This is a genomic window from Xanthomonas sp. GPE 39 (assembly GCF_000963005.1).
In the GTDB taxonomy this organism is placed as follows: Bacteria; Pseudomonadota; Gammaproteobacteria; order Xanthomonadales; family Xanthomonadaceae; genus Xanthomonas_A.
On record NZ_JZHZ01000007.1, the window covers coordinates 2356908 to 2369322 of the forward strand.

General features: G+C 62.6%; 11 protein-coding genes. 2 read left to right on the top strand and 9 right to left on the bottom strand.

Annotation, left to right across the window (positions count from 1 at the left end; all coding sequences use genetic code 11):
* Positions 1 to 180: 180 nt before the first annotated feature.
* Positions 181 to 534, bottom strand: a complete 354-nt coding sequence (locus tag XALGPE39_RS09915; protein ID WP_045729119.1) for a DUF1304 domain-containing protein — start codon at positions 532 to 534, stop codon at positions 181 to 183.
* A gap of 222 nt (positions 535 to 756) precedes the next feature.
* Between XALGPE39_RS09915 and XALGPE39_RS09920 the strand changes: the two genes are divergently transcribed.
* Together XALGPE39_RS09920 and XALGPE39_RS09925 are read left to right on the top strand one after the other, a co-directional pair.
* The gene (locus XALGPE39_RS09920; RefSeq protein WP_045728041.1) at positions 757 to 2355 is read left to right on the top strand and encodes a choline dehydrogenase; all 1599 of its coding nucleotides are present in this window, start codon (positions 757 to 759) and stop codon (positions 2353 to 2355) included.
* A 394-nt stretch (positions 2356 to 2749) separates the two neighbouring features.
* The gene (locus XALGPE39_RS09925; RefSeq protein ID WP_200893873.1) at positions 2750 to 4102 is read left to right on the top strand and encodes a serine hydrolase domain-containing protein; all 1353 of its coding nucleotides are present in this window, start codon (positions 2750 to 2752) and stop codon (positions 4100 to 4102) included.
* Positions 4103 to 4609: 507 nt separating this feature from the next.
* Here XALGPE39_RS09925 and XALGPE39_RS09930 read toward each other — a convergent pair.
* The 8 genes from XALGPE39_RS09930 to nudE all read right to left on the bottom strand — a co-directional run bounded on the left by XALGPE39_RS09930 (position 4610) and on the right by nudE (position 12346).
* Positions 4610 to 5089, bottom strand: coding sequence for a hypothetical protein (locus tag XALGPE39_RS09930; protein ID WP_045728043.1), 480 nt, complete (start codon positions 5087 to 5089; stop codon positions 4610 to 4612).
* Positions 5090 to 6227: 1138 nt separating this feature from the next.
* Positions 6228 to 6623: a glycine cleavage system protein GcvH gene (gene gcvH / locus XALGPE39_RS09935; protein ID WP_012916687.1), complete on the bottom strand. Its 396-nt coding sequence runs from the start codon at positions 6621 to 6623 to the stop codon at positions 6228 to 6230.
* Between the two features lie 99 nt (positions 6624 to 6722).
* On the bottom strand, positions 6723 to 7829 hold the full coding sequence (gene gcvT, locus XALGPE39_RS09940) for a glycine cleavage system aminomethyltransferase GcvT (RefSeq protein WP_045728044.1): 1107 nt from the start codon (positions 7827 to 7829) through the stop codon (positions 6723 to 6725).
* Between the two features lie 368 nt (positions 7830 to 8197).
* Entirely contained in the window at positions 8198 to 8629 is a 432-nt protein-coding gene (locus tag XALGPE39_RS09945) for an NfeD family protein (RefSeq protein WP_045728045.1), read from the bottom strand.
* A 3-nt stretch (positions 8630 to 8632) separates the two neighbouring features.
* The gene (locus XALGPE39_RS09950; RefSeq protein WP_045729120.1) at positions 8633 to 9595 is read right to left on the bottom strand and encodes an SPFH domain-containing protein; all 963 of its coding nucleotides are present in this window, start codon (positions 9593 to 9595) and stop codon (positions 8633 to 8635) included.
* Between the two features lie 395 nt (positions 9596 to 9990).
* Positions 9991 to 10848 (bottom strand): nucleoside triphosphate pyrophosphohydrolase, encoded by an 858-nt coding sequence (gene mazG / locus XALGPE39_RS09955; RefSeq protein WP_082061877.1) that lies wholly within the window; start codon positions 10846 to 10848, stop codon positions 9991 to 9993.
* A 146-nt stretch (positions 10849 to 10994) separates the two neighbouring features.
* Positions 10995 to 11795 (bottom strand): 3'(2'),5'-bisphosphate nucleotidase CysQ, encoded by an 801-nt coding sequence (gene cysQ, locus XALGPE39_RS09960; protein WP_045728046.1) that lies wholly within the window; start codon positions 11793 to 11795, stop codon positions 10995 to 10997.
* On the bottom strand, positions 11792 to 12346 hold the full coding sequence (gene nudE, locus XALGPE39_RS09965) for an ADP compounds hydrolase NudE (protein WP_045728047.1): 555 nt from the start codon (positions 12344 to 12346) through the stop codon (positions 11792 to 11794). The genes cysQ and nudE overlap by 4 nt, the downstream gene beginning before the upstream one ends.
* Between the last annotated feature and the right edge of the window lie 69 nt (positions 12347 to 12415).

Genomic DNA, 12415 nt, shown 5'->3' on the forward strand with positions numbered 1-12415 from the left:
ACCGGCAAACGTGCAGACGGCGGAATTCGTTCCGCCGTCTTGCGAGCGCCGATCTCCATGCTACCGGCGCATGGTCGATGGCCGGCCATATCCGCATCCACAACAGGTGCAATCGTCGGCAGCCGCCTTGCCATGCCCGCGTGCGCTCACGCGCGCAAACTTGCGATCAGCAACCGCCGCTCATGCCCCCAACAGCAACATCGCGATGGCCACCAGCGCAGGCAACGCCTGCACGAACAAAATCCGACGATTGACGCTCCACGCGGCATACAGACCAGCCACCGCCACGCAAGCGAGAAAGAACAGCATCACATCGACCCGCTGCGCAACCGCACCCCAGCCCAGACCGGCAGCCAAAAACCCGTTATACAGCCCCTGATTCGCGGCGAGCACGCGAGTGGCCTGGGCTTTTTCAGCGCTATTGCGGAACACCTTCATCCCCAACGGGTGCGTCCACAGAAACATCTCCAACACCAGAATGTACAGATGCAACAATGCAATCGCGCCCACCAAGACCGTCGCCAACAAGGTCATCGCACACTCCGACAAAGCAGGAATGATGCCCAGCATAGCTCCCAATTAAGGCAAGCAGCCAGTCGCGAAATGATCGCTCCCGAGCGCACACGGCTACGGCACGAGAACATGATTGGGACGGATGCGCCATCCCGGCCCTGCAAGCACGCAGAACCTGTTCGCCGAGCATATGCTCTATCCTTGGCGACTAGCGTCGGTACTCTGGGACATGAGGCATTGTGAGTGTACGACTACATCATCATCGGCGCGGGCTCGGCCGGTTGCGTGCTAGCCAATCGTCTCAGCGAAGACCCGCACTGCACAGTGCTACTAATCGAAGCCGGACCACGCGATCGTAATCCCTTTATCCATATGCCTGCGGGCCTGGCGCGTCTAGCCCGCAATCCTCGCTTCAACTGGAACTATCTCACCGAGGCCGAGCCGAACTTGAATGGCCGCCGCCTGTGGTGGCCGCGCGGCAAAGTGTTGGGCGGCTCCAGTTCGATCAATGCGATGTGCTACGTGCGTGGTGTGCCCGCCGACTACGATCACTGGGCCGCAGGGGGCGCCGAGGGTTGGGACTGGCATGGAGTGCTGCCCTACTTTCGGCGCAGCGAATGCAACAGCCGTGGCGGCGATGCGCTACACGGTGGCGACGGCCCGCTGCATGTGTCCGACTTGCGCCACCACAACCCACTGTCGGACATGTTCATCGCCGCCGGCGAGCAAGCCGGCTTCCCCCGTAACAGCGACTTCAACGGACCACAGCAACAGGGCGTTGGGCTCTACCAGGTGACGCAGAAGGATGGCGCGCGCTGTTCGACGGCGGTCGCCTATCTGGCGCCAGCGCGTGCGCGGCGAAACCTGCACGTGATCACCGAGGCGCTGGTGCTGCGGTTACTGATCGAGGGCTCGCGCGTGGTCGGCGTCGCCTATGCGCAACACGGCCGCGAAGTACAGGCGCGCGCCGAGCGCGAGATGCTGCTCAGCGCCGGGGCGGTGAATTCCCCTCAACTGCTGATGCTCTCGGGCATCGGCCCGGCCGACGCACTGCAACGTCATGGCATCGCGGTACACCTGGATCAACCGCAGGTCGGCGCCAACCTGCAGGATCACCTGGACGTGTGCACGCTGTACCACACCCGCCCGGGGATCAGCTACGACCGCAGCAATCAGCTCAAGATCGCCTTCGATTATTTCCTGCGCGGCCATCGCGGCGCGGGCAGCAGCAACATCGCAGAGGCCGGCGGCTTTGTGCGCTCGGCGCTGGCAGCCGATGCCCGCGCTGACATCCAACTGCATTTCATCCCGGCGATGCTCGAGGACCACGGTCGCAAGCGTTTGCCCGGCGACGGCTTTACCCTGCATGCCTGCCATCTGCAGCCACGCAGCCGCGGCCGCATCGCCCTCAACGACGCCGACCCACGCACACCAGCGCGCATCCAGGCGAACTATCTCAGCGACCCGGATGGCTTCGACCTGCGTATGCTGGTGGAATGCGCGCGTCTATCCCGACACATCCTGCAACAGCCGGCCTTCGATGACATGCGCGGCGCACCACTGATGCCCGCACGCGAGGATTTGGACGAGGCCGGCCTGATTGACTTCATCCGCGCCAAGGCCGAAACCATCTACCACCCGATCGGCACCTGCCGGATGGGCAACGACGCGCAGGCGGTGGTCGATCCGCAACTGCGCCTGCGCGGACTCGACGGTCTGCGCGTGGTCGATGCGTCGATCATGCCGTGCTTAATCAGCGGCAATACCAACGGCCCAACCATCATGATCGCCGAGCGCGCCGCCGACATGATCCGCGGCCTTCCCCTGCGACGCGACGCCTGAGCGATCGCAACCACCGCAACTCAAGCAGGTGCGGCAACCCGGCCAGGACCAAGCACGACAAGTGCTCGCGAAGCTGAACAAGGCCGTCGTAGTCGACTCAGCGCTATTCCCAGCCCCGGCACCTCCTCGCCGAGGTCAGACGTCTGCCACCACCGACGAACGGCACGACGCTTGCAGGCGACAACACACCCAGCGCAGCCGCTGATCGAGCCGTCGGCGGACACCGCGCAAGCGCCTGTTTGGCGGGGAAATTTCCTGCAGGATCAATCTCATGCCTATTCATCTTCTCTCAGTTTGTGCAATGACGAAAAGCAGCGCTAGAATCGGCTCGGGCAGCACCTCACAGGCATCAGGCGCAATGACACAGAACAGCAGGCACCGGTTCCTTCGACCGGTGGCAATCGGTTTGCTCGGGGCCTTGTTACCCCTTGCGATGTCCTCCACCGCACAAACCCCCGCACCAGCGCAACCATTACCGCCACCCCTATCTCCCCAAACTCCCCCACCTTCTTCGCCAACAGCGGCACCGCTCTCGCGCGAGACGCATACGCAGAGTCATGCTCTGCCATTGGCCAAGGATTTCGATGTCGCGAGCCTGGAAAAAATCGCCGAGCAGTTGACCTATGGCGAACGCGTCCCAGGACTGGCCATGGCGATCGTGCATAACGGCGAAGTTCTCAGCGCACGTGGTTACGGCGTCACCGACGTCAACCATCCCCAGCCGGTCGATGCACACACCGTATTTCGCCTCGCATCGCTATCCAAAGCCTTCGCCGGCACCATGACCGGCCTGCTCGTCAACGACGGCATCCTGCGCTGGGATAGCAAGGTCGTCGACTACGTTCCCGGTTTCCAGCTCAGCGATCCTGCAGCCACGCGCCAGTTGAACGTGGCCGACCTGCTCAGCCACCGTGTCGGCCTGACCTTCAACGCCTACGACGGCGATGTCGAATCCAATGTCGATTACTACACGCTCAGCCACAAGCTGGCCTATGCGCCAATCAAGTGTGCACCGGGCGCATGCTATGCGTACCAGAACGTCGCCTTCAGTCTGATCGGCGATGTGGTGTTCGCCGCGTCCGGTACCTTTTACGAACAATTGGTGGAGCGCCGCATCTTCAAACCGCTGGGCATGAATGACGCCAGCCTCGGCCTGGCCGGCATCCAAGCCAGCCCACGCTGGGCGCATCCGCACGTGCGCAACCGCAACGGCTGGGTGTCGCTGATGCCCAAGCCCAACTACTACCGGCTGGCACCAGCGGCAGGCGTCAATGCCAGCATCAGCGACATGGCGCAGTGGCTGATCGCTCAGACCGGACACCGTCCTGACGTATTGCCTGCGCCGCTGCTGGCAACGTTGCATGCCCCGCTCATTGTCACCCCCGGCGAGATGCGCTCGGGTTGGCGCCACGCCCGGGTCAACTCGGCCAGCTATGCGCTGGGCTGGCGCGTGCTGGATTACTCCGGGCACCAAGTGATGTTCCATGCCGGTGCCGTGCAGGGCTATCGCGGCCTGATCGCGCTGTTACCGGAACGCGATCTGGGCGTGGTGATCCTATGGAACGGCGAAAGTGGCCTACCCTCGGGCCTGCTACCGACCGTCATCGATCGCGCAATCGGATTACCGGCGCAGCGCTGGTTGGATGTGGACACCGACTTCGGCAGCGACAACCTGTTGACCGAGAATCCGGACCCGAAGGAGAAGAAGGGCGTGTCTTCTTCCACCTCGGTCGCTTCGCCGCACTGACCGAAAACCCGATTGAGGTATCGCGGAAGGCGGCGCAAGCCGCCTTCTTGCTATCCAACGCCTATACCAGCCAATGGCGGCGGCCATGCCTTGCGCCGTAAGATCCACGAACGACGCCGCGCGCGGGCCAAACGCTCAACGCCACGCATGCGAAGGCAACAGCACACAACACCGAACGACTGCCGCGGACAATTTGCTGATCTGCGCACCACGCTGCGACAAACGGCATGACCGATGAGCAAGAGACTATCGGTGCGGGAGGCGTGATCGGATGGAAAGATTGCACTGCGATTGGCAGTTAACAACGGCACGCTGAGCGCATGCGCCAAGCGACATTGACGTCGCCGTCGCGTCGCCGTCACCGTCGAGAGATCGTTGCAGCGACAGCCGATGCCGCGGCATCGGCGCAATGCGTTGCGCGGATCGCAACCGAGAGGTGCTGCAATAAAAAAGCTCCCTCCCCGCTGGGCACCGGGGAGAGAGCTTAGGAACGGCTATCGGGATAAATCAGATCAACGGTGCGGGTGTCGCCGGCAGCGCGACCGGAGCGGCCTTCTTCTTGCGGACGACCGGCTTCTTCTTCGCCACAGTCTTCTTGGCGGCGGCCTTCTTCGCGACCGGCTTCTTGGCTACCGACTTCTTTACCGTCTTCTTGGCGGCGGTCTTCTTGGCGGCAACCTTCTTCGCGGTCTTCTTCACCGTCTTCTTGGCAGCAACCTTCTTGGCGGTCTTCTTGACGGCCTTCTTCGCGACCTTCTTCACTGCCTTCTTAGCAGCGGTCTTCTTCTTGGCGACCTTCTTCACCGTTTTCTTGGCGGCAACCTTCTTGACCGCCTTCTTTACCTTGGCGACCTTCTTTGCCACCTTTTTGGCGACCTTCTTGACCGCCTTCTTTACCGAAACCTTCTTCGCTGCCGGTTTCTTGGCAGCAGTCTTTTTGACCGCTTTCTTGGCGGCCGGCTTTTTCGCAGCTTTCTTCGTGGCCATGAGATGGCTCCTCGTCAGTGAACTATGGATTGAAAACGCCCAGTTAAAGCAAACACGCGGCGATGATCCGCCTGCATGACCCACCGACTCGCGCTGCGAGTCGGATCGGATACAGAAACACCCGTACCGAATGTCGATACGGGTGCTTTGCCAGGGGAGACGTTGCATTTCTCGGAGGGAAGCGAACCCAAATCCACCATCGTCGGTTCTGTGGCGGATGTCCAAGTTGTGCTTTGCGCTTTGATGTCGATCCGATTCACTCGGTTACACAGCAACGTCTGCTGAGCGAAACCTAATCACGGTTTTTTTTACTGTCAACACTTCCGCGAAAATTTTTTTCCAAAAGATGCGTCGAGCGGTGCTGCGGCACGCCACATTGATCGCCACGACACCGCCGTCAGCGCCATGGGCGGCGCGTCCAATCGACTACAGGCTCGAAGAAAAACCCACAAAACTCCGATGTTTTTTGCAAAAGCGCATCCTCGCGAGCTGAGCAGCAGCGCGCATGCGCGACACGGAAGCGAGAACGAGATGCGCACGCCCAAGTCTGTCCGCAAGCTGAAAAATATTTCGACGCCACATGCTTTTTTTGGATCCAACACAGCCAAATGCGCAAAACTGCGCGAAATTTCTTACCGTTTGTCGGCCTCCTGCAGGCATCGTCGAGGTCGTTCGTGGTGGTATCAGACAAGACCGAAGGCATGCACGCATCGGTCATCACGACACCATCCATCACCACCCAATTGGCCGGAGCAACGCACGCCATGTGCTGACATCGAGTGCATCACTGCTGCCTGCAACCTGCCAATCAAGCAATTTTTGGCACGCTCAACCGTCCACATCTTCTCTCCAGCGATATCGGCAATCGCACACCCAAGCCATCTGCATGACCTCGTCGCGAGACGAGCGAACCAACGCCAATAAACTGACGCCATCAACACGCTGCTCACACCAAAACCGGGCGCAGCGTTCAACAACACGCGCCATCCTCAGAGCGACATCGCCCGGATGCACGCTTGGCACTACTGCTGCGACGATGGATGGAGAGAACACCGACACCATGCCAGCAAGCCAGCACTCCAAAAAAAAACCGGCCGCACTGGGCGGCCGGTTCGGGTGTGGCGAGACAGTGGAGAGCTCAGTGGCCGTCCTCTTCAAGCAGCTCGGCGTATTCGTCCGGAGACAGCAGATCGTTCAACTGTTCCGCGTCATCCAATTCCAGGACCAAGATCCAGCCCTCGCCATAAGCATCTTCGTTGATCGTCTCCGGCTTGTCGCTGAGTGCAGTGTTGACCTCGACCACCCGACCGCTCAGCGGGCTGTACACGTCCGAGGCGGCCTTGACCGACTCGACCACGGCCACGCCGTTACCGGCTTCAATCTGATCGCCAACGTTAGGCAGTTCGACGTAGACCAAATCACCGAGCAGGCTCTGCGCATGGTCGGAGATGCCGATGGTGACGCGACCGTTACCTTCAACACGCGCCCATTCATGGGACTTGAGAAATTTGAGGTCGCCAGGGATCTCGCTCATAGGGCTGCTCCGGAAGAAAACGGTTCAAGGATGGAAGACTAGTGTAGCGAACCGCGCACCCTGGAAAGAAGTCGTACAACGCGCGGCGGCAAGCGCGGCTCAACCCAGTACGCCGGGCTGAACCTGCCCTTCCCGCACGAACGGGAATTTGACCACGCGCACCGGCACGCCCTTGCCACGGATATCTACCTGCACCGCGCCAGGCTCGCCCGCCGGCACCCGCGCGAATGCGATCGCCTTGCCCAACGTGGGCGAGAAAGTGCCAGACAGGATTTCGCCCTCGCCCTGCGCAGTCAGCACTTTCTGCCCGTGGCGCAGCACGCCTTTTTCGTCCATCACCAAGCCGATCATTTGCCGCGGCGCACCACCGGCCTTCTGCGCCTCCAGCACCTCGCGACCGACAAAGGCGCGGCCCTCGTCGAGCGCAACGGTCCAGGCCAATCCGGCTTCGTATGGCGAGACGCGCTCGTCCATGTCCTGCCCATACAGATTCATCCCGGCTTCCAGACGCAGCGTGTCGCGCGCGCCCAGGCCCGCCGGTGCGACCCCCGCAGCGAGCAGCGCCGCCCAGAACGCTGGCGCCTGTTGCTGCGGCAACACGATCTCGAACCCATCCTCGCCGGTGTAGCCGGTACGCGCCACGAACAACGGCACGCCTTCGTGCGAGTTCACCTCGACCGCAGCGAAGCGTCCCAGCTTATCGGCCGTGGCACGGTCGGACTCGCGCAACAGGCCGATCACCTTGGTACGGGCATTGGGCCCCTGCACCGCGATCATCGCGAAGTCCTCGCGCTCGCGCACTTGCACACCGAACGCCTGTGCCTGCGCGCCGATCCAGGCCAAGTCGTTGACCCGCGTGGCGGCGTTGACCACCAGACGAAAGAACGCATTGGACATGTAATACACGATCAGATCGTCGATCACCCCGCCCTGCGGATTGAGCATGCAGGTGTACAGCGCCTTGCCCGGCACCTTCAGCTTGTCCACCGAGTTGGCCAGCAAATGGCGCAGGAAGGCGCGGACCTGCTCACCATGCAGATCGACCACCGTCATGTGGCTGACGTCGAACATGCCGGCATCGCGGCGAACCTGATGGTGCTCGTCGATCTGCGAACCGTAATGGATCGGCATATCCCAGCCGCCGAAGTCGACCATCTTGGCGCCGAGGGCGCGATGGCTGTCGTTGAGGATGGTCTTCTGGTTCATGGCACGGGCCCGTGAGAAAAGTGCCCCATTATCGCGAAATGGGGAGGCGCGGGATGCGCCACCTGTGCACCAGAGCAGAAGCGATGCGATGGGAAACGTGGCAACCATTGGGAGCAGCCATCTCGGCCTGGCACAAAAACGCTTTCCAATGCGATTGCCTGGAGTGGCCGACAACACGACTGCCTAGTCGCCGGACGGATCGTGCAGTGCCCGGAATCCTGATGCAGCGTTCGCACAGTGCGATTCCTAGGCGCTGTCCGCGTCGGGCCGACGGCGACTCGCGACGTTCTCCTCTTATTAGTAATGCGTCAGCAGCGAACACGGGCGTGCCACGCCCCGACGGAGATCGCCAGTGACCAGTGGCGGCCTTACTCCGCCTGGACCAGCAACGTCATCCCGTCCACGCCGACGATGCGCACCGCACTCCCCGCAGGCAGATCGGGACCGCCGACGACCCAGAAGGCATCGTCAACCTTGGCACGACCACGACCGGCCTGAATCGGCTGATCCAGCGTCACACATCGGCCGATCAACTGTTCGGCGCGACGATTGAGCAGCGGCTGGTCGCTGCCGCGACCACGCGCACGAAACCAGGTGCGATACACCTGCATCGCGACGAAGCTCAGCACCACGAACGCACCGATCTGCAACAGCAACGGCATGCCGGGTACGACCAGCACGACGAGGAACACCACAGCCGCAGCCAACCCCATCCATAACATGAAGGCGCCGGGCACCAGCGCCTCGGCTCCGAACAACAACAAGGCCAACGCTCCCCAGAGCATGCACTCTAAGCGCATGACTCAGCCTCCGTTGCGCGGCGGCGCATGCGGCACCGTTGGCGACATCGCCTGCTTGTTCAACGCCTCGCGCGCCAGTTCGGCGATGCCGGCGATCGAGCCGATGATGCCACTGGACTCCATCGGCATCAGTACGAACTTCTGGTTCGGAGCAGTGGCCAGTTCCTTGAACGCTTCCACATATTTCTGCGCGATGAAGTAATTGATTGCCTGCACGTCGCCCTCGGCGATTGCCTTGGACACCATCTCGGTGGCACGCGCCTCGGCCTGGGCCAGACGCTCGCGCGCCTCCGCGTCGCGGAAGGCCGACTCCTTGCGCCCTTCGGCCTCCAGCACTGCGGCCTGCTTCTGACCATCGGCACGCAGGATCTCCGACTGACGCGAGCCTTCGGCCTCCAGGATCTGCGCGCGCTTCTCGCGCTCGGCCTTCATCTGCCGCGCCATCGCATCGACCAGATCGCGTGGCGGCTGGATATCGCGGATCTCGATGCGAGTCACCTTGATCCCCCACGGGTTGGTGGCGTGATCGACCACGTTCAGCAGTTGCGCGTTGATCGTCTCGCGTTGACTCAGCGACTCGTCCAGGTCCATCGAGCCGATCACCGTGCGGATATTGGTCTGCACCAGGGCGATCGTGGCGATTTCCAGATTGGCCACTTCATAAGCGGCCTTGGCCGCGTCCAGTACTTGGAAGAACACCACGCCATCCACGCACACGACCGCGTTGTCCTTGGTGATCACGTCCTGGCTGGGTACGTCCAGCACCTGCTCCATCATGTTGACCTTGCGCCCCACGCCATAGACCAACGGAAACAGAAAATGCAGACCCGGCGACAGGGTATGGGTATAGCGACCGAAGCGCTCCACCGTCCATTGAAACCCCTGCGGCACCATGCGCACGGTCTTGAACACCGTGATCACACCGACGAACAGGAGGAGAAACGCAAAAAAATACGTAGCCGACATCGGTTGCTCCATTAACCAGAAGAAGATCGAATCGCCAGTATAGCCAGCGCCAGAGCGCATGCCCGCCAGACGCGCAGCACAACGCCTCGGCGAGATGTCCTGGAACATTCCTGCATCGCCGGCAAGCGAGTCCAGCCGATGAGGCGATGTCACCGACGGGTTAAAGAATGCTGTGATCGAGCCAGGCATCGCCATCGCCGCATAGTAGCCTGCGCACACTCAACCCGGCTGAGCCGTGCAGATCCGCAGGACCATCGGCGACACCGCCAGACTGCCCGCCCCATGCAAGCGCGGCAATCATTGATCGCCGTGTTCGCGCGCAGACCACGGCTAGAACCGGAACCAGCGATCACGACCGAAGCGATACATGCGCCCTGCTCAGCAAGCACCGCAGCTCACCCGCATTCATCGCCACGCTGAACAGTCGCGCATGATGACGCCGCATCGCGCTCCTCACGCTTTGCCGCCTGCCAATACGCCTCCTGCCGCTGCGGGGACAGGCCATCGAGCGCGGTGCCATCCTGCTGCGCCAGCCGCTCCATCGCGCGAAAACGGCGCTCGAACTTGCGGTTGGCGTGGCGCAGCGCCGCACCGGGATCGACCCGGGCGTGCCGCGCCAAGTGAACGCAGACGAACAGTAAATCGCCGATCTCGTCCTGCAGCCGCGCCTGGTTGTCCTCGACTGCGGCGTGCGCCAGCTCCGCACGCACTTCTTCCATTTCCTCGTGCACCTTGTCCAGGACCGCCTCCGGCCCCGGCCAATCGAAACCGATGCGCGCCGCACGCGCCTGCAGTTTCAACGCCCGTTGCCATTCGGGCAGGCCACGGGCGATCCCGGCCAACGCCGAGGTGTCGCATTCGCCAGCAGCCGCGCGCTCAGCGCGCTTGATCTGCTCCCAGCGCTGCGTCTGCTCCGCCGCATCGGCCACCTGGCTGTCGCCGAACACATGCGGGTGACGACGCAGCATCTTGTCGCAGATCGCCGCGACCACCGCGTCGAAGCCGAACGCGCCCTGCTCTTGCGCCATCTGCGCATGAAACACCACCTGCAATAACAGGTCGCCGAGTTCGTCCTTCAACCCCGCCAGGTCCTGGCGATCGATCGCGTCGGCGACTTCGTAAGCCTCTTCGATGGTGTAGGCGGCAATGCTGGCGAAATCCTGCTGCAGATCCCACGGGCAGCCCTGCGCCGGATCGCGCAAGCGCGCCATGATGTCGAGCAGGGCGGGAAGGTCGTCGCGGGCAGAGGTCACGGGTGGAATCCGATACGACGGCAACGCTGCCGCCTGCCGTCTAGTTTGGCAGATGTGGCAGAGCCCCCTATCGGGCCGGTGGCGGATGTTTTATGGCGGTGCGTCGTACCCGTGTTGGTCGTCCCTACTGCGCCAAAGCACTGCGCTCAGCCCTGCCAATCGCGCCAGGACAGGTCGGGATCGCCCAGCGCGACGAAATCGCCATTGAGCAGGGAATCACGCCGGTTGTAACGGAACGGTTTGCCGGTGTCGGCGGCCAACAGCACCCCACCGGCTGCTTGCAGCACGCATTGACCGGCTGCGGTATCCCATTCGGAGGTCGGCCCGAAGCGCGGGTAGACATCCAGCTCGCCATCGGCAAGGCGGCAGAATTTCAACGAGGAACCTTGCGTGACCAATTCGATCTCGCCCATCCGCTGCAGCAGCGCGTCGGTGCGCGGATCGCGGTGCGAACGGCTCGCCGCCACCCGCAGCGGAGCCGTCGCCGGCCGCCGCGTATTCAATGCGGTGTCACCCACACCATCGCGGCGGTACGCCTGCTCGCCACGCACCGCATGCCAGAGACGACCATCCACCGGCGCCTGGACCACGCCGAACACCGGCGCACCCTGATCGATCAGGGCGATATTGACGCTGAACTCGCCGTTGCGCTTGACGAATTCGCGGGTGCCGTCGAGCGGATCCACCAACCAGTATGTCGTCCAGTGCTGACGCACATCCCACGGAATCTGCGCCGACTCCTCGGACAGCACCGGCAAGTCCGGGGTCAAACGCTCCAGGCCTTCGACAATGATGTGGTGGGCCGCCAGATCGGCCTGAGTCAGCGGGCTGGCATCGGCCTTGTGTTCGACTTCGAAACCAGTGGCGTAGACCTGCATGATCGCCGCAGCGGCATCGACGGCGATGCCGATGACTGCCTCGCGCAGGTCGCGGGTCAAACGGATCATGCAGCGCGCGCCAGCCACTCGCGCGCGATGAACAACGCCGCCAGCGAACGCCCTTCGGAAAAATCCTCGCGCAACATCAAACGATCCAGCTCAGCGAGCTTCCAGGGCACCACTTCCAACTCCTCCGGCTCGTCGCCGGCGAGTTTTTCGGGATAGAGCTCTTGCGCCAGCACCAGCCACGACTGGTGAGTCATGTAGGTCGGCGCAAGCGTCATCGCGCGCAACACGCGCAACTGCCGCGCGCCGTAGCCGGCCTCTTCCTTGAGTTCGCGGTCGGCCGCCTGCAACGGGGTCTCGCCGGCATCGATGCGGCCCTTGACCAAGCCGAGTTCGTAACGATGGACGCCAGCGGCATATTCGCGCACCAGCAGCACGGTCTGCGGGTCCAGCATGGGCACCACGACCACCGCACCATGGCCGGAAGCCTGGAGCCGATGGAACACCCGACGTTCGCCGTTACTGAACTCCAGATCCAGCTCCTCGACCCGACGCTCGATGTCGGATGCGCGGCGCTCGCGGCGCGCGTGAATGATCGGCAACGGACGGGTCATGCCGGCACCATGCGACGTACCAGGGCGTCGATCGATAGAATGCGCAGAGCGAAAAACCTGTTCATGAGC

Coding starts and splice junctions, on each gene's coding strand:
- XALGPE39_RS09945 (WP_045728045.1), bottom strand. CDS start 8,629: ATGCGCTTAGAGTGCATGCTCTGGGGAGCGTTGGCCTTGTTGTTGTTC.
- XALGPE39_RS09930 (WP_045728043.1), bottom strand. CDS start 5,089: ATGGCCACGAAGAAAGCTGCGAAAAAGCCGGCCGCCAAGAAAGCGGTC.
- cysQ (WP_045728046.1), bottom strand. CDS start 11,795: ATGATCCGTTTGACCCGCGACCTGCGCGAGGCAGTCATCGGCATCGCC.
- nudE (WP_045728047.1), bottom strand. CDS start 12,346: ATGACCCGTCCGTTGCCGATCATTCACGCGCGCCGCGAGCGCCGCGCA.
- XALGPE39_RS09915 (WP_045729119.1), bottom strand. CDS start 534: ATGACCTTGTTGGCGACGGTCTTGGTGGGCGCGATTGCATTGTTGCAT.
- XALGPE39_RS09950 (WP_045729120.1), bottom strand. CDS start 9,595: ATGTCGGCTACGTATTTTTTTGCGTTTCTCCTCCTGTTCGTCGGTGTG.
- gcvT (WP_045728044.1), bottom strand. CDS start 7,829: ATGAACCAGAAGACCATCCTCAACGACAGCCATCGCGCCCTCGGCGCC.
- gcvH (WP_012916687.1), bottom strand. CDS start 6,623: ATGAGCGAGATCCCTGGCGACCTCAAATTTCTCAAGTCCCATGAATGG.